This is a genomic window from Bradyrhizobium liaoningense, from assembly GCF_018130785.1.
GTDB lineage: Bacteria > Pseudomonadota > Alphaproteobacteria > Rhizobiales > Xanthobacteraceae > Bradyrhizobium > Bradyrhizobium liaoningense_A.
Window position 1 is genome coordinate 100,602 of sequence record NZ_JAFCJT010000015.1, and the last position, 19,444, is coordinate 120,045.

The window sequence follows — 19,444 nt, forward strand, 5'->3', positions numbered from 1 at the left end:
CTGTCGATATGAAATGCAGGGCAGATTTGACGACGATGCGAACCTCCGCGTTCCGCGCCCTGTCGTTTTCGGCCGCCTTTGCGCTGACGCTCAACCCGCTGCTCACCCCGGTGATCGCCGCCGACTACCGCCCGGTGGCGCAGGTCGCGGCCGACGGTCAGATGAACGCGCGCTTCCTCTCGCTCGGCATCGGCAAGTCGATCGTGATCGACCTGCCGCGCGACATCAAGGACGTGCTGGTCGCCGATCCCAAGATCGCAAACGCGGTGGTGCGCTCGGCTCAGCGCGCCTACATCATCGGCGCCGCGATCGGACAGACCAACATCGTGTTCTTCGATTCCGCCGGTCAGCAGATCGCGGCCTATGACATCGCGGTCAAGCGCGACCTCAACGGCGTGCGGGCCGCGCTGAAGCAGCTCCTGCCCAATTCCGACATCCAGATCGACGGGCTCGGCGACGGCGTCGTCCTGACCGGCTCCGCCGCGAATCCGCTGGAAGCGCAGCAGGCCAACGATCTCGCCGCGCGCCTTGCCGGCGGCGCCGACAAGGTTGTGAACTCGATCATCGTCCGCGGCCGCGACCAGGTCATGCTGAAGGTGACGGTCGCCGAAGTCGCGCGCACCATCGTCAAGCAGCTTGGCATCGATCTTACCGCGAACCTGAACTACGGCACCTCGGTGGTGAGCTTTACCAACTCCAACCCGTTCACGGCGCTTGGCCGCAATCTCGTGGATGGCAACAACCTGACCACGAAATTCGGCTCGACGCCGTCGGTGCAGGCGACCCTGCGCGCGATGGAGACCGCGGGCGTGATCCGGACGCTGGCCGAGCCGAACCTGACCGCGATCTCCGGTGAGTCCGCGACCTTCATCGCCGGCGGCGAATTCCCGGTGCCGGCGGGCTATGCGTGCGATCCCACCACGCATGTCTGTACCACCCAGATCAGCTTCAAGAAGTTCGGCATCTCGCTCAACTTTACCCCCGTGGTGCTGAGCGAGGGCAAGATCAGTCTGCGCGTGATGACCGAGGTCTCGGAACTGTCGAACGAAAATGCGATCACGCTGTCGCAGGCTGTAACCTCGAACTCGGTCAACTCGCTGACGGTGCCCTCGATCAAGACCCGCCGCGCCGAGACCTCGCTGGAAATTCCCTCCGGCGGCGCGATGGCAATGGCCGGCCTGATCCAGCAGCAGACCAAGCAGGCGGTCAGCGGATTGCCGGGGCTGATGCAGCTCCCGGTGCTCGGCACGCTGTTTCGCAGCCGCGACTTCGTCAACAACGCGACCGAGCTGGTCGTGATCGTGACACCTTATGTCGTTCGCGCGACGGCGCCAAAGGACCTGTCGCGGCCGGATGACGGCTTCGCCGCGCCCGCGGATCCGCAGGCCGAGCTGCTCGGCAATATCAACCGCATCTACGGCGTGCCCGGCCGGACCGAACCGGCCAAGAACTACCGCGGCACCTACGGCTTCATTACCGACTGAGGCGGAACGGGGACTTCACGATGATCACAAGACCACCCCAGATTCGCAAACGCGCCATCCGTCTCGGTGGCGCGCTCGTCGGCATGGCGCTCGCCCTCGGCGGCTGCCAGCACGACCAAGAGGTCACGGCCTCCATCCCCGACGATTACAAGCAGCGCCATCCGATCGCGATCGAGGAGCAGAACCGCTCGATCGTCGTCTTCGTCGGCCACGCCCGCGGCGGATTGACGGCCACCCAGCGCGCCGACGTGATGGGCGTCGCCTCGGCCTGGCTGCACGAAGGCACCGGCGCCATCCGTATCGACGTGCCATCCGGCACGCCCAACGCGCGTCCGGTCGCGGACACGATGCGGGAGATCCAGGCGATGCTGGCGGGTGCGGGCGTTCCGCCGCGCGGCGTCAACATTCGCCCCTACCAGCCGGAAGACAGGCGCTTCCTGCCGCCGATCCGGCTCACCTATTCCAAGATCGCCGCGGTCGCGGGTCCCTGTGGCCTGTGGCCCGAGGACATCGGCCCTTCGATCAAGAACAAGAGCTGGTTCGAGAACAAGGACTATTACAATTACGGCTGCGCCTATCAGCGCAACATGGCGGCGATGATCGCCAATCCGTCGGACCTCGAGCAGCCGCGGACTGAAACGCCGTCCTATACGGCGCGTCGCACCACGGCCCTCGAGAAGTATCGCAAGGGAACTTCGACGGCGACCTCCTATCCTGAAGCCGACAAGGCCAAACTCAGCGACACCGGCAAATGATCAGCTACGCTCGCCAGACTCAAGAAGAGCAGCCCGAGGCGCCGACACCGGTCGAGGAGCATATTGCCCCCTCGCCGCGCGTGTCGGTCCAGGCTTTCTGCGAGACCGTCGAGACCGCTGCCGCGGTGCAGTCGGCCGGCGAGGACCGTCGTCTCGGCAAAGCCCATCTGAAGATCCAGATGGGCGGCATGGCCGCCGCGATCGAAGCCTACCGCTCGGCGCCGACGCCGAACGTGATCGTGCTCGAGAGCGACGGCCGCAACGATCTCTTGACCGGGCTCGACCACCTCGCCACGGTCTGCGACGCCGGCACCCGCGTGGTCGTGATCGGCCGCATCAACGACGTCATGCTCTACCGCGAGCTGGTGCGCCGCGGCGTCAGCGACTACGTGCTCGCGCCGGTCGGCGCGATCGACGTCGTGCGCTCGATCTGCAACCTGTTCTCGGCGCCCGAAGCCAAGGCGGTCGGCCGCATCATCGCAGTGGTCGGCGCCAAGGGCGGCGTCGGCGCGTCCACCATCTCCCACAACGTCGCCTGGGCGATCGCGCGCGACCTCGCGATGGACGCGGTCGTCGCCGATCTCGACCTCGCCTTCGGCACCGCCGGGCTCGACTACAACCAGGATCCGCCGCAAGGTATTGCGGATGCCGTGTTCTCGCCGGATCGCGTCGACACCGCCTTCATTGACCGCCTGCTGTCGAAATGCACCGACCATCTCAGCCTGCTGGCGGCGCCAGCGACGCTCGACCGGGTCTATGATTTCGGCACCGACGCCTTCGATGCCGTGTTCGACACGCTGCGCTCCACCATGCCCTGCATCGTGCTCGACATTCCGCATCAATGGTCGGGCTGGACCAAGCGCGCCCTGATCGGGGCGGACGACATCCTGATCGTCGCAGCGCCTGATCTCGCCAATTTGCGCAACACCAAGAACCTTTTCGATCTGCTGAAGGCTTCGCGGCCCAACGATCGGCCTCCGCTCTACTGCCTGAACCAGGTCGGCATCCCGAAACGACCCGAAATTGCGGCCGCCGAGTTCGCCAAGGCGATCGAGAGCCAGCCGGTCGTCTCGATCCCGTTCGAACCGCAGATCTTCGGCTCGGCGGCCAACAACGGCCAGATGATCGCGGAGATATCCGCCAACCACAAGTCGATCGAGATGTTCCTTCAGATCGCCCAGCGCCTGACCGGGCGCAGCGAGACGAAGAAGCAAAAGTCGTCCTTGCTTTCACCCCTGATTGAGAAGTTGCGGGGAAAATAAGCCGCCGCATGGAGTTGTTAAGTGTTCGGTAAGCGTAGCGGAACAGACACCGATACTCGGGCTCCCAAGCCCGGCGCCGTGTCGCCAGAGCCTGCCCCGGCTTCGGCGCCCGCGGTGTCGCGCGCGCCGCCTCCGCCGGCCGTCGCCTCGCCGCCGCTTGCCCCCGCCCGGCCCGCGCCAGCCATAGAATCCCGCCGCTCGGACAATTACTACGAGGTCAAGGCGACGATCTTCGGTGCGCTGATCGAGGCCATCGACCTCGCCCAGCTCGCCAAGCTCGACTCCGAGTCCGCGCGCGAGGAAATCCGCGACATCGTCAACGAGATCATCGCGATCAAGAACATCGTGATGTCGATCGCCGAGCAGGAAGAGCTGCTCGACGATATCTGCAACGACGTCCTCGGCTACGGCCCGCTGGAGCCCCTGTTGTCGCGCGATGACATCGCCGACATCATGGTCAACGGCGCCAACACCGTCTACATCGAAGTCGCCGGCAAGATCCAGCGTACCGGCATCCGTTTCCGCGACAACCAGCAGCTCCTCAACATCTGCCAGCGCATCGTCAGCCAGGTCGGCCGGCGCGTCGACGAATCCTCGCCGATCTGCGACGCGCGCCTCGCCGACGGCTCCCGCGTCAATGCCATCGTGCCGCCGCTGTCGATCGACGGGCCCACGCTCACCATCCGCAAGTTCAAGAAGGACAAGCTGACGCTGGATCAGCTGGTCAAGTTCGGCGCGATCTCGCCGGAGGGCGCGGAAATCCTCCAGATCATCGGCCGCGTCCGCTGCAACGTGCTGATCTCCGGCGGTACCGGCTCGGGCAAGACCACGCTGCTCAACTGCCTGACCAACTACATCGAGCACGACGAGCGCGTCATCACCTGCGAGGACGCGGCCGAGCTCCAGCTCCAGCAGCCGCACGTGGTGCGTCTCGAAACCCGTCCGCCCAACATCGAAGGCGAAGGCCAGGTCACCATGCGCGAATTGGTGCGCAACTGCCTGCGTATGCGCCCCGAACGCATCATCGTCGGCGAGGTCCGCGGACCCGAGGCGTTCGACCTGCTCCAGGCCATGAACACCGGCCACGACGGCTCGATGGGCACGCTGCACGCCAACAATCCGCGCGAAGCACTGTCACGCTGCGAATCCATGATCACGATGGGCGGCTTCTCACTGCCCTCGCGCACCATCCGCGAGATGATCTGCGCATCGATCGACGTCATCGTCCAGGCCGCGCGCCTGCGCGACGGCTCTCGCCGCATCACGCACATCACCGAGGTGATGGGCATGGAAGGCGACACCATCATCACCCAGGACATCTTCCTCTACGACATGGTCGGCGAGGACGCCAACGGCAAGATCATCGGCCGGCACCGCTCGACCGGTATCGGTCGCCCGAAATTCTGGGAGCGCGCGCGCTATTACGGCGACGAGAAGCGCCTTGCCGCTGCGCTCGATGCGGCGGAAGTCGCGCCGAAGACATGAGCAGATCGGCGCAGCCATGAACATGCAAGTCCTCGCCCTCGCCTTCCTCGCCACTGCCGCCGTCGGCGGTATCGCCTGGGTGTTCCTTTATCCGCTCCTGTCCGGAGAACGGAAGGCGGAAAGCCGCCGCGCCTCGGTCGCGCGCGCCGAAGCGCCGGCGGCCAAGCAGACCGAGAAGAGCCAGCGGTCGCGCCGCGAGCAGGTCGAGACGTCGCTCAAGGATCTCGAGGCGCGGCGCCAGCAGGAGAAGAGCGTTCCGCTCGGTGTTCGCCTGTCGCAGGCAGGACTCGACTGGACGACACAGAAATTCTGGATCGTGTCCGCCGTTGTGGCGGGAGTGCTGTTCGCTGTCGCCCTGTTCGTCGGCGGCGGCATGCTTGGCGCCGCCGGTCTTGCCTTTGCCGGCGGCTTCGGCCTGCCACGCTGGGCGCTGAGCTTCCTGAAGAAGCGACGCGAAAGCAAGTTCCTGGCGGCGCTGCCCGATGCGGTCGACGTCATCGTGCGCGGCATCAAGGCGGGCCTGCCGCTGTTCGAGTCGATCAAGGTGGTCGCCGCCGACTCGCCTGAGCCGCTGCGCAGCGAGTTCCTGGCCATCATCGAGACGCAGGCGATCGGCATGCCGCTCGGCGAGGCCTGCTCGCGTCTCTACGAACGCATGCCGCTGCCGGAAGCCAACTTCTTCGGCATCGTCATCTCGATCCAGCAAAAATCCGGCGGCAACCTCTCCGAAGCGCTCGGCAACCTCTCCAAGGTGCTGCGCGACCGCAAGAAGATGAAGGAAAAGATCCAGGCGATGTCGATGGAAGCCAAGGCCTCGGCCGGCATCATCGGTTCGCTGCCGCCGATCGTGATGTTCCTCGTCTATCTCACGACGCCGCACTACATCTCGATTCTGTGGACCCATCCCACCGGCCAGCTCATGCTGGTCGGCTGCGTCGTCTGGATGTCGATTGGCATCATGGTGATGAAGAAGATGATCAACTTCGATTTCTGACGGTGCCGTATGGTCGAATTTCTCGTTTCGAAACTGCATGACGTCCGCTTCATGACCATGCTGCTGGCGGCCATCGCCGCCAGCGCCACCGTCTATACGCTGGTGATGCCGCTTTTCGCCGGCGAAGGCCTCTCCAAGCGCATGAAGGCGGTGGCGAGCGAGCGCGAGCGTATTCGCCAGCGCGAGCGCGACCGCCTCAACAAGAGCGAGAAGGTCTCGCTGCGCCAAACGCCGAAGCAGGTCGTCTCCCGGGTCGTCGAGGACTTCAACCTCACCAAATGGCTCGCGCAGGAAGCCGCGCGCGACAAGCTCATCATGGCGGGCTATCGCGGCCAGGCGCCCTACGTCACCTTCCTCTTCGCCCGCATGGTGGCGCCGCTCGCGCTGTTCGTCGGCTCGATCATCTACGTGTTCCTGATCGCGCATATGCAGCAGTCGATGCCGATCAAGATCGGCATCTGCATCGGCGCGGCCTATCTCGGCCTTCAGGCGCCGATGCTGTTCCTCAAGAATGCGATTTCCAAGCGCCAGCTCTCGATCAAGCGCGCCTTCCCCGATGCGCTCGACCTGCTCCTGATCTGCATCGAATCCGGCATGTCGGTCGAAATGGCGTTCCGGAAAGTCGCCACCGAAATCGTGGGCCAGTCGATCGCGCTGTCTGAGGAGTTCACCCTGACCACGGCCGAGCTGTCCTATCTGCAGGATCGCAAGGTCGCCTATGAGAACCTGGCCCGGCGCACCGGGCTCGAGGGCGTCAAATCCGTGTGTCTCGCGCTTCAGCAGGCGGAGCGATACGGCACCCCGCTCGGGCATTCCTTGCGCGTCATGGCGCAGGAAAACCGCGACATGCGCATGAACGAGGCCGAGAAGAAGGCCGCCGCGCTGCCGCCGAAGCTGACGGTGCCGATGATCCTGTTCTTCCTGCCGGTGCTGTTCGTCGTCATTCTCGGACCGACCGGCATCAAGATCACCGAGCTGCACTGACGTTAGGACGCGGACCGCGCGCGGTCCGCCGGCAGCTTCAGGATTGTCTAATCAGGTTCTGATCAGTCGGGCTGGCTGAGCGAGGCGACCGGCGTCCGCTTCGGTGCGCCGCGTGGAGCGTCGCTGCGGCTCAGCATTTCCTTGAGGTAGGCGACATTGGCCGCGGCCTGGTCCGGCGGCAGGTCGGCCTTCACGATCGTCTCGGCTTCGGCGAAGCGGCCCTGGAGACCGACGACGAGGCCGAGATTCTGCCGCACCCTGGTACTGGCACGTGGCGAGGCGTAGGCCTGCCGCAACGCCTCTTCGGCCTTCGGCAGATCCTTCGACAACATGTAGGACAGGCCGAGATTGGAGAGCACGCCGGGATCACCCGGCGCGATCCTCAACGCGCTCGCATAATAGGAACGCGCCTCGTCGTGGCGGCCCATCTGATCGAGCGCGGTGCCCTGCACTGAGAGCAGGCGCCAGTCCGGATTGTCGGGCGAGTGCGCCTTCGACAGCACGTCGAAGGCCTGCTGAAAATTGCCGTTGTCGGCAAGCGCGCGGCCATACTGCGCGAGCAGCGCCTTGTTGCCGGGATTGGCGATGGTCGCCTGCTCGAGCACGGCGGCGGCCTGGGCGCGCTGGCCGTTGGCGCGCAAGGCCTGGCCGTAGCCGAGCGCTGCGTCGGCGTCCTTGGGATTGGCACGGTAGCGCTCGCCATAGACCTCGACGGCGCGCACGGGATCGGTCGGGGCGGCTTCCGTCCGCGGCCCGACAGAGCCGGTGACGTCGGAGAGTTTCGACATGGCCGTGCAGCCGCCTAGGCCCATGGCCATCACTGCGACCAGCGAGGTGGACGCAAGAAGCCGGACAAGACTGAACCGTTGACGCATGACGCCTTGACTCTCGAGCGGATTGATCGAGCCGAACGCGCCAGCAATAGACTGTTAACCCTAACGGCCGGTTAACATCAGCCTCGCTGCCCCTCACGGCGGCGGCTCGCCACCGAGGGACAGATCGAGGCCGAGCACCCTCACCGGCTCGTTCAGGTCGTGCAGCAATTGCAACCTCCGCCGCGCCTGAGCAACATCCACGCCCACGCTCGGCATCCCGGGCCATTCGCGCCGGAGGTCGTCGCGGTTGACCAGCCGCGTCGCACGGAGCTCGTCGAGCTGAACATCGTCAATGCCGAGCACGCCGGCACAGTGCTCGATCAACCGGCGCAGCAGCAACTTCACCGCGGCCAGCGCCTCGACGTCATCCCTGCGCTCCGATCTCGCGAACTTGCCCTCGATATCGGCCCAGGTATGTGAGGTGACGAGATAAGCGTGGAGCGCGCTCGACCAGTCCACCTCGCCGTCGGCATAGAAAGCGCGGCGCATCAGCAGCCGGCGGACCTGTGCCGCGACCTGATCACGCTTCAGCGTCGCACATGAGGCGATCTCGATCGCCGACTGGACGGCGGGATCGCGGGAAAAATCCCGTCCTGCCGGCAACCTGATGACGCCATCCGGCAGGTTCGAGTCGAGCAGCCCGAAGACGCCGTCGTTGCGCGGCCGCGAATAGCGCGTGATCGCGAACTGGTGCTCGGTGCGGCCGGCGCGGGACGATGCGCCAAAATGAATGATGTTGAAGCCGGCATCGTCGCCGGCCTGCCCGGTCGAGGACGGACAGGAGAGCACGTAGATCGTACGCCAGAAGGCTTCGCCGCTCTCGCTCCGCGTGGCACGCGGATCCGGGATCGAATAGCGGGTCAGCCCCTCGACATGCCGGTGTCCGTGCAGGACCAGATTGACGTTGAGCGACGTCGCCGCTTCGAGGAAAGTTGCGGGCGCTGCGAGATACATCAGCGGTTCGTCGGGCACGCCGAGAAACCGCTTTCCTTCGCCGGTCGCCTGCGGCAGCGGATGATGGTGCAAGGCCAGCACGCGCACCAGGTTTTCCGCGGGCTCGGCATAGTCGGCGCGCCCCACGGATCCCATGCTGCCCGCGAGCTCGACGCTCAGCCGGGCGGAATCCGCAACAAGCGCGTTGTAGACGCTCTCGTCGCTATTGCCGCTCGCGAGCGTCGTGAGGCTCGCGCGGTTGGAATCCAGCAGCACCAGATCGAGGCCAGCCTGGCGGTAATAGACGCTCTTCGAGCGCCGCGGCAGATGCAAATAATCGTAGACGTCGTGACGGCCCGCACGCTTGCCCGGGCGCTTGACGTCGTGATTGCCCGCGACCGCCTGGATGTCGGTGAACAGTCCGGTCTGCCGGAAGGACGCGATGACGGCGAGCGCTTCGTCGAGTGCTCGCGGCGTCGGGTCGTCCACCAGATCACCCGTGATCAGCAGAATGCGATCGGGAACTTCCGCGAAGTCAAACATCCTCTCGCGGATTGCGGCACTGAGCGCCTCGGTCGTCGCCAGCAGCCGGCCTGACCCGTCCAGATGCAGGTCGGAAATCTGCGCAATAACGAACGCTCTATCCATTTTGCGCCGCTCATTTGCGAATGCTGCGCCGCTCAAACGATGAGAAGAATGCCTTCAACGAACAGGTTAGGCCGGCCATCAAGCCGGGCCGCCGCGTTCTTGCGCTCGACCTCCGCAGAACCGCACGGCACAATTTAAAATATTCGTCAATAATGCCACAACCGCAGCGCTAGTAAAGCCCCGCGGCCGCGCTTCCGTGAACGCCGGTTCTCAGCATCGATACGAGATCCGCCGGCGACGGTTTCGCTCACCCGATCAATATTCGATGGCAAGCCGCTTGCGGATTTCGTCGATGCGCTTGTCGAGCGCATCGAACCGCGCGTGGACGGAGCGGTCGTGGAGATAGAAGACGTAGCCGCCGGCAAGAAATGCGAAGATCCAATGGTGATGCTCGACATAACCGAAAATCGCCTCGACGGCCTGGCCGATGAATGTGACCACGCTCCACACAAATTCCATTGCAATTTCCTCCCGGCAGGCCTCGTCTTCGGCCGCCGGTCATCTTCTGCACATTTTTCCCAGTCGATCCGGCAGCCGTTGCCGGAACCTAGCATGGGCTCCTTGCGGCGAGTAGCCGGTCGCCGAACGGTGACCGCAAAGCCGATTGCAGCCGCGGCGAAACTCTGCGAAGTCTCGTCCGTTCGTATGACCTGCTTGATCTGATGATCCGGACCCGCCAATGCTTTCTGTCTTCGAGACATCGCCCACCGCCATCCCGATCACCTTCGTCACCAAGTCGAGCTGGGATCAGATCGCCGAGACGCTGCCGCTGGCGCAACGCCAGTTCGCCACCGCTAACGCCTTTGCCGCCAAGCCGGGCGGCTATCTTGCGCTGCCCGCGCCGGACGGCGCGATCGCGCAAGTGCTGTTCGGACTCGAGGACGAGGGCGCGAGATCGCGCGACCTGTTCCGGCCGGGCGTCCTGCCCGGCCTGCTGCCGCCGGGCATCTATCGCTTTGCCAACGCACCGCACGATACGCGGCTTGCGTCGCTCGCCTTTGCACTCGGCAGCTACCGCTTCGCCCGCTACCGCAAGACCGACCGCCCCGCGGCCCGGCTGGTACCGCCCGATGGCGTCGACGCGGCCGAGATCAATCGTGTGGCGGACGCCGCGATGCTGGCGCGCGACCTCATCAACACGCCGTCCAACGACATGGGGCCGGAGGAGCTGGCCGCGGCCGCGCACGACCTCGCCGCCGAGTTCGGTGCAAGCTTTGCCTGCACCATCGGCGAGGATCTGAAGACGAGTTTTCCGCTGATCCACGCCGTCGGCATGGCCTCCGACCGCGCGCCGCGGCTGATCGACATCAGCTGGGGCGATCCGACCGATCCCAAGGTGACGCTGGTCGGCAAGGGCGTCTGCTTCGACACCGGCGGGCTCGACCTCAAGCCGTCGAGCGGCATGCTGATCATGAAGAAGGACATGGGCGGCGCCGCCAACGTGCTGGCGCTCGCGCGCATGGTGATGGACGCGAAGCTGAAAGTGCGGCTGCGCGTGCTGATTCCGGCCGTGGAAAACGCGGTCGCCGGCAATGCCTTCCGTCCGCTCGACATTTTTGCGTCGCGCAAGGGCATCACGGTCGAGATCGGCAACACCGACGCGGAAGGCCGGCTTGTGCTCGCCGACGCGCTGGCACTGGCCGATGAGGAAAAGCCGGACCTGCTGATCGATTTGGGCACGCTGACCGGCGCGGCGCGCGTCGCGCTAGGGCCGGATTTACCGCCCTTTTACACCAATGATGAGACGCTGGCCGCCGACGTCGCGCGTTGCGCATTGAAGGAGAACGATCCGTTGTGGCGCATGCCGCTGTGGCCGCCTTACGATGCGTGGCTGGACTCCAAGACCGCCACCATCACCAACGCACCGTCCGGCGGCTTCGCCGGTTCGATCACCTGCGCGCTGTTCCTGCAACGGTTCGTCGAGCAGGCGAAAAGCTGGCTGCATGTGGATATTTACGGCTGGACCCCGTCGGCGAAGCCCGCACGGCCCGAAGGCGGCGAATGCCAGGCCGCGCGCGCCATCTACACATTGCTGAGCGAGCGCTATGGGTGATCCAAGACACGACCCAAGACACGACCCAAGGCTGACGCCGGCGCGGGGCGACCTCGCCGCGAAATATCTCGAAGGCAAGGTGCAGGCCGATCGCTTCGTCACGGGCGAGGAATTCGAAGTGGTCGATCCGGTCGCGCCCGTGCGCGAGCAGCCGTCCTCGAGCGCGATGCTGATGACCGAGGCGCTGCGCGGCGAGCGCGTCACGGTCTACGACCGCAACGGCGAGGGCTGGGCCTGGGGCCAGCTCAATGGCGATGGCTATGTCGGCTGGCTGCCCGATGCGGCGTTGATGAAGCCATCGACCGCCCCGACCCATGTGGTCAGCGCGCTCCGAACGTTCTCCTTCCCCGGCCCCTCGATCAAGCTGCCACCGGCCGAGACGCTCGTGCTGGGATCGAAGATCGCGATCGCACGCGAGGACGGCATCTTCGCCGTGACGCGCGACGGACAATATCTGCCGAAGGCGCATCTCGCACCGCTTGATCATCTCGAGCCGGATTTCGTCGCGGTCGCCGAACGCTTCGTCGGCACGCCCTATCTCTGGGGCGGCAAGAGCAGTTTTGGCATCGATTGCTCGGGCCTGGTGCAGGTCTCGCTGACATCAGCGGGCATCGGCTGCCCACGCGACAGCGACATGCAGCAGGCGGGCCTTGGCCGCGCGCTGGAGCCGCATGAGAGAGGCAAGCTGCAACGCGGCGACCTGATCTTCTGGAAGGGTCACGTCGCCATCGTCCGCGATGCCAGCACGATGGTCCACGCCAACGCGCATCACATGGCAACGGTGATCGAGCCGACCGAGCCGGCGATCGCGCGGATCAAGCAAACCGGCAGCGAGGTCGTTGCGGTCAAGCGGCTGTAGGGCGTGGACTCATCATTCGCCGCGTCCGCTTGACTCCCGGAAGGCGGCGTTGAAATCGAGGTCGCCGCATGTCGGCCTTGGGCCCGAAGCGGATTCGCATCTGATGGATGTCAGAGGTCGCCATGTTGCTTGGGCACATTGCCGGCGCCGGCCTTCGGCTTGGAAATCGGAGGGATGCAGCTACCGAAGCATGGATCGAGCGGATCGTAACGCGACCTCGTTCTCGCGACGATATACAGCGCCGCCAGTGCGAAGGAACCGAGCAGCAGCAATATCCACGCAGGTGGCTGACTTGCGATCAAAAGCACTGTTGCTCCAACCAGGAGCAAGGCAACCGTGCCAGAAGACAGCTTTGCAGCCATCGCCGACTCCGCGGTAAGCTCTTGGGGCGGATATTACCGTGGATATCGATATATTTGCGCGAAGCCGACTGCGACACTCCAGCACAGATGAAGCCGGAAGCCTCGTTCGTTCCCGAGGCTCATTTTCAAGGGAACATACGCACGATCATTCGGGCAACCCGTCACTCGAAAAGGCAACGCGCCCCGGGCTAGCAGGCATCTCGCAGCGCAACTACGGAACAACGTTACAACTGAGGGATTTGCGGAACGAAACGCGTCGTCAGTCTTTCTCTGCCTTTGGGAGGTGCCCATGAATTCTCAGGCCAGAGAAGGCGCATGTGCGTTCGCTTGGCGGAACTACTTGCTGCTCCACAGTGGCATCGGCGAGAATGATAGCAGGCGCGCCGCCCTCTACCGCTACATCACCAATCTTCGCGATACCGGCGAAGATGATTTCGATCTCTTGCAAATTGCCGCAGTCACCTATTTGAAAAAAATGGATGAATTGCATGACGACCAGTGTGCGCGACTCGCGGCAGATCAAATTTTGGCCGGGTGTTTGGAAGCACGCAATTCACAACCCGAGAGGTGACTTTAGACCATCACGCCAGAGCGAAGGAGCGAGCGCCATGGTAGACAAGACCGGTACTGCAAACCATCTCGCACACGACCCGCAACGGCGCATCGCCGCAGCGACAGCAATCGGCATGAACGCCTTGAAACCGATGATCCACTTTCAGGTCTCAATGCTGAGGATGTGGGCCGATGGTATTGAGAGGCTCGCGGGCAATTACGAAAAGAGGTTGGAAGAAACAGCGACCACGGTCGAGGAACAGTCGGACAAGGAACGCGCCGCGTAGATTAGCGCGACCGGCTGATGCAAGCGCGCTTTGGCCGCAAGCAGAAGCGTCCCGGGGTTCGCACTATCGCGCGCCCGGGAACGACGGATCAGGTCGCCACCGACCCGTTCCCCGCCGTCTCCAGCCGGAACGCCGCCGCGAACAGCGCGCGCGTGTAATCCGTCTTCGGGCTCTTGAACAGCTCGGCGGCCTGTCCCTCCTCGACCACCTTGCCGCCGCGCATGACGATGAGATGGCTGGCGAGCGAGGCGACGACGCGTAAATCGTGCGAGATGAACATGTAGGTGAGATCGCGCCTGCGCTGGAGCTCCCGCAGGAGGTCGACCATCTGCGCCTGGATAAGCATGTCGAGCGCGCTGGTCGGCTCGTCCAGCACGACGAAATCCGGCTCCAGTACCACCGCCCGCGCGATGCTGATGCGCTGGCGCTGGCCACCGGAGAATTCATGCGGATAGCGGTATCGGGTGTCCGCCTTCAGTCCGACGTCTTCCAGCGCCTTGACGACACGCGCCTCACGCTCCTCACGCGACAGCTTTGGCTGATGCACGGACAGGCCTTCGGCGATGATGTCCGCGACCGACATGCGTGGACTGAGCGAGCCGAACGGGTCCTGGAACACGATCTGCATATCGCGCCGGTACGGCCGCATCTCCTTGAAACGCAGGCCCTGGATGTCCTTGCCGAGGAACACGATGCGGCCGTTCGAGGAAATCAGCCGCAGCAGAGCGAGCCCCAGCGTGGTCTTGCCCGAGCCGGATTCGCCGACGACCCCAAGCGTCTCGCCCTTGCGCACGGCGACGCTGACGCCGTCGACCGCCTTGATGTGGCCGACCGTCTTGCGCATCAGGCCGCGCTTGATCGGAAACCAGACCTTCAAATCGTCGGCGGACATCACCACCGGTGCATTCGGCTGCGGCGGCGCCGGATCGGGCTTCGGCTCCGCCGCGAGCAGGTCGCGGGTATAGGGATGGTTCGGGGTCCTGAAGACCTGCTCGACCGGCCCCTGCTCGACGATCTCGCCGCCCTTCATGACACAGACCTGGTCCGCGATGCGGCGCACGATGCCGAGATCATGGGTAATGAAGAGCAGGCTCATGCCGAGCCGGGCGCGGATCTCGGCGAGCAGCGCCAGGATCTGCGCCTGCACGGTGACGTCGAGCGCCGTGGTCGGCTCGTCCGCGATCAACAGGTCCGGCTCGTTGGCGAGCGCCATCGCGATCATGACGCGCTGGCGCTGGCCGCCGGAGAGCTGGTGCGGATAGCTCTTCAGCCGCGTTTCGGGCTCGGGAATGCCGACCTGCGTCAACAATTCCAGCGTCCGCTTGCGCGCCTCGGCATTGCTGGTCGGATTGTGGAGCTGAATGATCTCGCCGATCTGCGCCTCGATTGTATGCAGTGGATTGAGCGAGGTCATCGGTTCCTGGAAGATGATGGAGATATCGCTGCCGCGAATCTCCCGCATCTGCTGCTCGGACTGGTTGATCAGCTCCTGTCCCTTGAAGCGGATGCTGCCCGAGGGATGCGAGGCATTCGGATAGGGCAAGAGCTTCAGGATCGAGAGCGCGCTGACCGATTTGCCGGAACCGGACTCGCCGACCAGCGCCACGCATTCGCCGCGCTTGATCTGGAACGAGACCTTGTCGACCGCGAGCGTGGTGGCGCCGCCCTGGTGGAAAGCCACCGAGAGGTCGCGCACGGCAAGCAGGGGCTGGTTGATCGCGTCCATCACGCCCTCACTTGAACGTCTTGCGCGGATCGAAGGCGTCGCGCACGGCTTCGCCGATGAAGATCAAGAGTGACAGCATGATCGCGACCGAGAAGAAGCCGGTGAAGCCGAGCCACGGCGCCTGTACGTTCGACTTGCCCTGCGACAGGAGCTCGCCGAGCGAGGGCGAACCGGGCGGCAGGCCGAAGCCGAGGAAGTCCAGCGCCGTCAGCGTCATCACCGAGGACGACACGATGAACGGCAGGAAGGTCATGGTCGCGACCATGGCGTTCGGCAAGAGATGCCGGAACATGATCACCGCGTTCGACACGCCGAGCGCGCGCGCCGCCTGGATGTATTCGAAGTTGCGCCCCCGCAGGAATTCGGCGCGCACGAGACCGACCAGCGAAACCCATGAGAACAGCAGCAGGATCCCGAGCAGCACGAAGAAGCCGGGCACCAGCACCGACGACAGGATCAGCAGCAGATAGAGCGAGGGGATCGCCGTCCATATCTCGATGAAACGTTGGAATCCAAGATCGATCCAGCCGCCGAAATACCCCTGGATACCGCCGGCGGCAACGCCGACGACGGAGGAGACGATGGTGAGGCAGAGGCCGAACAGCACCGAGATACGGAAGCCGTAGATCAGCCGCGCCACCACATCGCGGCCCTGATCATCGGTACCGAGCCAGTTGTATTCGAGATCGCGGCAGCTCTTCAGGCCCTTCTTCTCGACCACCGGCTTGCACTGCGCCTCCGTCAACATCCAGGTCGGCGGCGACGGCGCCGGCGTCGGCAGATCGAGATTGTGGGTGTCGTAGGAGTAGCGGATCAGCGGCCAGACGATGCTGCCACCCTTGTCCTTGATCAACTTCTGCAAATAGGGATCGCGGTAGTCGGCCGCCGTCTCGAAGTCGCCGCCGAAGGTCGTCTCCGAATAGGTGACGAAGGCCGGCCAATAGAGATGCCCGTCATATTTTATCATGAACGGCCGGTCGTTGGCGATCAGCTCGGCAAACAGCGACACCACGAACAGGACCAAGAAGATCCAGAACGACCAGTAGCCGCGCCGGTTGGCCTTGAAGTTCTCCCAGCGCCGCCTGTTGAGTGGCGATGGCGCGAACGGCTTGCGTGTGGCCGGGACGGCTTCGCCGAGCGGCGACGTCGTCGTGGTCTCGATCGGGGTTGGGGCGGTCAGCGTCATCAGACCTCCCGTGCCTCGAAGTCGATCCGCGGGTCGATCCACATATAGGTCAGATCGGAGACCAGATTGACCACGAGGCCAACGAGCGAAAAGATATAAAGCGTGCCGAACACCACGGGATAGTCGCGGTTGAGCACGCTCTCGAAACTGAGCAGCCCGAGCCCGTCCAGCGAGAAGATGGTCTCGATCAGGAGCGAGCCGGAGAAGAAGGCGTGGATGAAGGCGCCCGGGAAGCCCGCGATCACGATCAGCATCGCGTTGCGGAAGATGTGGCCGTAGAGCACCTGCCCCTCGCTGCAGCCCTTGGCGCGCGCGGTCATGACATACTGCTTGCGGATCTCGTCCAGGAACGAGTTCTTGGTGAGCAGCGTCATGGTCGCGAATGCGCTCAGGCCCATCGAGAGCAGCGGCAAGGTCAGGTGCCAGAAATAGTCGATGATCTTCCAGTACCAGGGAAACTGCGACCAGCCGTCCGAGGTCAGGCCACGCAACGGGAACAGATTCAAGAATGAGCCGCCGGCGAACAGGATGATCAGGAGGATTGCGAACAGGAAGCCCGGGATCGCGAAGCCGATGATGATCACCGCCGAGGTCCAGGTGTCGAAGCGCGTGCCGTCCTTCACTGCCTTGCGGATGCCAAGCGGGATCGAGATCAGATAGGTGATCAGCGTGAGCCAGATGCCGAGCGAAATCGAAACCGGCAGCTTCTCCTTGATCAACTGGATCACGCTGACGTCGCGAAAATAGCTCTTGCCGAAATCGAAGCGGGCGAAGTTCCACACCATCAGAGCGAAGCGTTCCGGCGCCGGCTTGTCAAAGCCGAACTGCACCTCCAGCTTCTTGATGAAATCAGGGTCGAGCCCCTGCGCGCCGCGATATTTCGAGTTGATGGCATCGCCGCCGGCGCCAACCTGCCCGGGCGCGCGCTGCGCGAAATCGTTGCCACCGGAGATGCGCGAGGTCCCACCGGTGTCGGCGCCCGAGAGCTGCGCGATCACGCGCTCGACCGGACCGCCCGGCGCGAACTGCACGACGACGAAAGACACAAAGAGGATCCCGAGCAGGGTCGGGATCATCAGGAGAATGCGACGGGCGATATAGGCGCTCATGGCTATTTCGCCTGCTCGAGCTTGGCCGCCTTGGCGTGGTCGGACCACCAGATGTCGGGAGCGCCGACGCCGTTGGCATAACGTGGCAGCTTCTGCGGATGAGCGAATTGGTCCCAATAAGCGAGCCGGTGCGTCTTGTTATACCATTGCGGCACCCAATAGCGGCCGGCGCGGAACAGGCGGTCGAAGGCGCGGCAGGCGACGGTCAAATCCTCGCGGTTGTCGGCCGCCATGATCTTCTCGATCATGGCATCGATCGCTGGGCTGGCGACGCCCGCAAGGTTGTACGAGCCCTTGGTTGCCGCGACCTGTGAAGAGAAAAATGCGCGCATGGCGTCGCCCGGGGTCGCCGACATGCTGAAGCGCTGGATCGTCACGTCGAAGTCGAAATCTTCCTGCCGCGCCTTGTGTTGCACGGCATCAACGAGGCGCACGCTCGCTTCGATGCCGAGCGTCGCAAGATTCTTGATGTAGGGCGCATGGTGCGGCTGGAACGAAGGCTCGTCCAACAGGAACTCGATCCTGAAGACGTCGCCATTCGGCAGCACCCGTTTGCCGTCCTTGATCGGCACGCCAGCCTCGTTCAGCAGCTGCTGGGCCTTGCGCAGCAAGCTGCGATCCTGGCCGGAGCCGTCCGAGACCGGAGGCGTGAACGGCGCGGCGAACACTTCGTCGGGCACCTGGCCGCGAAACGGCTCCAACAGCTTCAGTTCGTCCGGCGGAGGAGGACCTTCGCTCGCCATCAGGTCCGAGTTCTGGAACGGCGACACTGTACGGGCATAAGCGCCGTACATGATGGTCTTGTTCGTCCACTCGAAGTCGAAGGCATCGATCAGGGCCTCGCGCACGCGGGGATCCCTGAACTTGTCGCGCCGCGTGTTGATGAACCAGCCCTGCGCACCGGACGGCGTGTCGTCGGGCACGACCTCCAGCCTGACGCGACCATCCTTCGCGGCGGAAAAATCATAGCGTGTCGCCCAGATGCGTGAGGTGAATTCCTCCCGGTAGAGGTAATTCTTGCTGGTGAACCCCTCGAACGCGACATCGCGGTCGCGATAGAATTCGTAGCGCACGATATCGAAATTGTAGCTGCCGCGGCAGGGCGGCAGATCGGCGGCCCACCAATCCTTGACGCGCTCGAACTCAATGTAGCGATTGACCTCGAACTTGCCGACCTTGTACGGCCCCGAGCCGAGCGGAGTCTCCAGAGACGATTCATCGAACGGCCGAGACACGTAGTACGCTTTCGAGAAGATCGGCAGGCTAGCGACATAGAGCGGCACGTCGCGCGCCCGCCCCTTGGCGAAGGTGACGACGAGCGTCGCGTCGTCGACGGCTTCCGCACTGACCATGTCGCGCATCTGCACGACGATCAGCGGATGTCCCTTGGTCTTCAGCGATGTCAGCGAAAACGCTGCATCGTGGGCAGTGAGCTTGCTGCCGTCATGGAATTTCGCTTCGGGCCGCATGGTGAAGCGATAGACCAGCCTGTCCGGCGATATCCGCACGGATTTGGCGGCAAGGCCGTACATTCCATCAGGTTCGTCATTTGCGCGCGCCATCAGCGGCACAAACGTCATGTCCATGCCCTGCGCGCCGTCACCCTTCAGGATGAAGGCGTTGAGCGAGTTGAAGGTCTGGTAGGACTGGTTATAGGCGCGCACCGAGGGAATGAGCGAGAACGTGCCGCCCTTCGGCGCATCGACATTCACGTAGTCGAAGTGGTGGAAGTCGGCGGGGTATTTGAGATCGCCGAACGCCGAGATGCCGTGCGCCTCGGTCCCCGCTTCCGATGCACGAGCGCTGCGCAACAGCGGTGCGCCGAGGGAGGCACCGAGAGTGCTGCCGACACCAAGGGCCAGCACATGGCGGCGTGACATCTGCGTCATG

18 protein-coding genes are annotated in these 19,444 nt (G+C 64.2%); 10 read left to right on the forward strand and 8 right to left on the reverse strand.

Going from position 1 to position 19,444, the window contains the following annotated elements:
- Positions 1-8: 8 nt before the first annotated feature.
- Genes JQ627_RS25940 through JQ627_RS25965 form a run of 6 tightly spaced genes read left to right on the forward strand, consistent with a single transcriptional unit; the run spans position 9 to position 6,964 of the window.
- Complete coding sequence (locus tag JQ627_RS25940) at positions 9-1,484, forward strand: type II and III secretion system protein family protein (RefSeq protein ID WP_212486921.1); 1,476 nt, start codon at positions 9-11, stop codon at positions 1,482-1,484.
- A 20-nt stretch (positions 1,485-1,504) separates the two neighbouring features.
- On the forward strand, positions 1,505-2,239 hold the full coding sequence (locus tag JQ627_RS25945) for a CpaD family pilus assembly protein (protein ID WP_212486922.1): 735 nt from the start codon (positions 1,505-1,507) through the stop codon (positions 2,237-2,239).
- Positions 2,236-3,501, forward strand: a complete 1,266-nt coding sequence (locus tag JQ627_RS25950; RefSeq protein ID WP_212486923.1) for an AAA family ATPase — start codon at positions 2,236-2,238, stop codon at positions 3,499-3,501. Before JQ627_RS25945 ends, JQ627_RS25950 begins: the two co-directional genes overlap by 4 nt.
- Positions 3,502-3,522: 21 nt before the next feature.
- On the forward strand, positions 3,523-4,986 hold the full coding sequence (locus tag JQ627_RS25955) for a CpaF family protein (RefSeq protein ID WP_212486924.1): 1,464 nt from the start codon (positions 3,523-3,525) through the stop codon (positions 4,984-4,986).
- A 16-nt stretch (positions 4,987-5,002) separates the two neighbouring features.
- Positions 5,003-5,980: a type II secretion system F family protein gene (locus tag JQ627_RS25960; RefSeq protein WP_212486925.1), complete on the forward strand. Its 978-nt coding sequence runs from the start codon at positions 5,003-5,005 to the stop codon at positions 5,978-5,980.
- 9 nt (positions 5,981-5,989) lie between these two features.
- Positions 5,990-6,964, forward strand: coding sequence for a type II secretion system F family protein (locus JQ627_RS25965; RefSeq protein ID WP_212486926.1), 975 nt, complete (start codon positions 5,990-5,992; stop codon positions 6,962-6,964).
- A 62-nt stretch (positions 6,965-7,026) separates the two neighbouring features.
- Here JQ627_RS25965 and JQ627_RS25970 read toward each other — a convergent pair whose 3' ends face one another.
- From JQ627_RS25970 to JQ627_RS25980, 3 genes are all read right to left on the reverse strand, one after another.
- Positions 7,027-7,839, reverse strand: coding sequence for a tetratricopeptide repeat protein (locus JQ627_RS25970; RefSeq protein WP_212486927.1), 813 nt, complete (start codon positions 7,837-7,839; stop codon positions 7,027-7,029).
- 93 nt (positions 7,840-7,932) lie between these two features.
- A complete protein-coding gene (locus JQ627_RS25975) occupies positions 7,933-9,420 on the reverse strand; it encodes a metallophosphoesterase (protein ID WP_212486928.1) in 1,488 nt (495 codons plus the stop codon).
- A 255-nt stretch (positions 9,421-9,675) separates the two neighbouring features.
- On the reverse strand, positions 9,676-9,879 hold the full coding sequence (locus tag JQ627_RS25980; RefSeq protein ID WP_018454690.1) for a hypothetical protein: 204 nt from the start codon (positions 9,877-9,879) through the stop codon (positions 9,676-9,678).
- A 220-nt stretch (positions 9,880-10,099) separates the two neighbouring features.
- Between JQ627_RS25980 and JQ627_RS25985 the strand changes: the two genes are divergently transcribed.
- Entirely contained in the window at positions 10,100-11,473 is a 1,374-nt protein-coding gene (locus JQ627_RS25985; protein WP_212486929.1) for a M17 family metallopeptidase, read from the forward strand.
- Complete coding sequence (locus JQ627_RS25990; protein ID WP_212486930.1) at positions 11,466-12,332, forward strand: C40 family peptidase; 867 nt, start codon at positions 11,466-11,468, stop codon at positions 12,330-12,332. The genes JQ627_RS25985 and JQ627_RS25990 overlap by 8 nt, the downstream gene beginning before the upstream one ends.
- Before the next feature lie 110 nt (positions 12,333-12,442).
- Here the strand turns inward: JQ627_RS25990 and JQ627_RS25995 are convergent, their stop codons facing one another.
- Positions 12,443-12,694 (reverse strand): hypothetical protein, encoded by a 252-nt coding sequence (locus JQ627_RS25995; protein WP_212486972.1) that lies wholly within the window; start codon positions 12,692-12,694, stop codon positions 12,443-12,445.
- 289 nt (positions 12,695-12,983) lie between these two features.
- Here JQ627_RS25995 and JQ627_RS26000 point away from each other — a divergent pair, with 289 nt between their 5' ends.
- Positions 12,984-13,265 carry a hypothetical protein gene (locus JQ627_RS26000; protein ID WP_212486931.1) on the forward strand — a complete coding sequence of 94 codons (282 nt, stop codon included), beginning with the start codon at positions 12,984-12,986 and terminating at the stop codon, positions 13,263-13,265.
- 37 nt (positions 13,266-13,302) lie between these two features.
- Positions 13,303-13,533 carry a hypothetical protein gene (locus JQ627_RS26005; RefSeq protein WP_212486932.1) on the forward strand — a complete coding sequence of 77 codons (231 nt, stop codon included), beginning with the start codon at positions 13,303-13,305 and terminating at the stop codon, positions 13,531-13,533.
- An 88-nt stretch (positions 13,534-13,621) separates the two neighbouring features.
- Here the strand turns inward: JQ627_RS26005 and JQ627_RS26010 are convergent, their stop codons facing one another.
- From JQ627_RS26010 to JQ627_RS26025, 4 genes are read right to left on the reverse strand one after another with little or no spacing between them, the layout of a single operon-like run.
- On the reverse strand, positions 13,622-15,259 hold the full coding sequence (locus JQ627_RS26010) for an ABC transporter ATP-binding protein (protein WP_212486933.1): 1,638 nt from the start codon (positions 15,257-15,259) through the stop codon (positions 13,622-13,624).
- 7 nt (positions 15,260-15,266) lie between these two features.
- Positions 15,267-16,445, reverse strand: coding sequence for an ABC transporter permease (locus JQ627_RS26015; protein WP_212486934.1), 1,179 nt, complete (start codon positions 16,443-16,445; stop codon positions 15,267-15,269).
- Positions 16,445-17,554 carry a microcin C ABC transporter permease YejB gene (locus JQ627_RS26020; protein WP_212486935.1) on the reverse strand — a complete coding sequence of 370 codons (1,110 nt, stop codon included), beginning with the start codon at positions 17,552-17,554 and terminating at the stop codon, positions 16,445-16,447. The genes JQ627_RS26015 and JQ627_RS26020 overlap by 1 nt, the downstream gene beginning before the upstream one ends.
- A gap of 2 nt (positions 17,555-17,556) precedes the next feature.
- On the reverse strand, positions 17,557-19,443 hold the full coding sequence (locus JQ627_RS26025) for an extracellular solute-binding protein (RefSeq protein ID WP_212486936.1): 1,887 nt from the start codon (positions 19,441-19,443) through the stop codon (positions 17,557-17,559).
- Position 19,444 lies beyond the last annotated feature (1 nt).

What these genes read in the sequence shown, in the direction of transcription:
- JQ627_RS25940 (WP_212486921.1), top strand. Translation starts at nt 9, where the DNA reads ATGAAATGCAGGGCAGATTTGACGACGATGCGAACCTCCGCGTTCCGC.
- JQ627_RS25945 (WP_212486922.1), top strand. Translation starts at nt 1,505, where the DNA reads ATGATCACAAGACCACCCCAGATTCGCAAACGCGCCATCCGTCTCGGT.
- JQ627_RS25950 (WP_212486923.1), top strand. Translation starts at nt 2,236, where the DNA reads ATGATCAGCTACGCTCGCCAGACTCAAGAAGAGCAGCCCGAGGCGCCG.
- JQ627_RS25960 (WP_212486925.1), top strand. Translation starts at nt 5,003, where the DNA reads ATGAACATGCAAGTCCTCGCCCTCGCCTTCCTCGCCACTGCCGCCGTC.
- JQ627_RS25965 (WP_212486926.1), top strand. Translation starts at nt 5,990, where the DNA reads ATGGTCGAATTTCTCGTTTCGAAACTGCATGACGTCCGCTTCATGACC.
- JQ627_RS25970 (WP_212486927.1), bottom strand. Translation starts at nt 7,839, where the DNA reads ATGCGTCAACGGTTCAGTCTTGTCCGGCTTCTTGCGTCCACCTCGCTG.
- JQ627_RS25975 (WP_212486928.1), bottom strand. Translation starts at nt 9,420, where the DNA reads ATGGATAGAGCGTTCGTTATTGCGCAGATTTCCGACCTGCATCTGGAC.
- JQ627_RS25980 (WP_018454690.1), bottom strand. Translation starts at nt 9,879, where the DNA reads ATGGAATTTGTGTGGAGCGTGGTCACATTCATCGGCCAGGCCGTCGAG.
- JQ627_RS25985 (WP_212486929.1), top strand. Translation starts at nt 10,100, where the DNA reads ATGCTTTCTGTCTTCGAGACATCGCCCACCGCCATCCCGATCACCTTC.
- JQ627_RS25990 (WP_212486930.1), top strand. Translation starts at nt 11,466, where the DNA reads ATGGGTGATCCAAGACACGACCCAAGACACGACCCAAGGCTGACGCCG.
- JQ627_RS25995 (WP_212486972.1), bottom strand. Translation starts at nt 12,694, where the DNA reads ATGGCTGCAAAGCTGTCTTCTGGCACGGTTGCCTTGCTCCTGGTTGGA.
- JQ627_RS26000 (WP_212486931.1), top strand. Translation starts at nt 12,984, where the DNA reads ATGAATTCTCAGGCCAGAGAAGGCGCATGTGCGTTCGCTTGGCGGAAC.
- JQ627_RS26005 (WP_212486932.1), top strand. Translation starts at nt 13,303, where the DNA reads ATGGTAGACAAGACCGGTACTGCAAACCATCTCGCACACGACCCGCAA.
- JQ627_RS26010 (WP_212486933.1), bottom strand. Translation starts at nt 15,259, where the DNA reads ATGGACGCGATCAACCAGCCCCTGCTTGCCGTGCGCGACCTCTCGGTG.
- JQ627_RS26015 (WP_212486934.1), bottom strand. Translation starts at nt 16,445, where the DNA reads ATGACGCTGACCGCCCCAACCCCGATCGAGACCACGACGACGTCGCCG.
- JQ627_RS26020 (WP_212486935.1), bottom strand. Translation starts at nt 17,554, where the DNA reads ATGAGCGCCTATATCGCCCGTCGCATTCTCCTGATGATCCCGACCCTG.
- JQ627_RS26025 (WP_212486936.1), bottom strand. Translation starts at nt 19,443, where the DNA reads ATGACGCAGATGTCACGCCGCCATGTGCTGGCCCTTGGTGTCGGCAGC.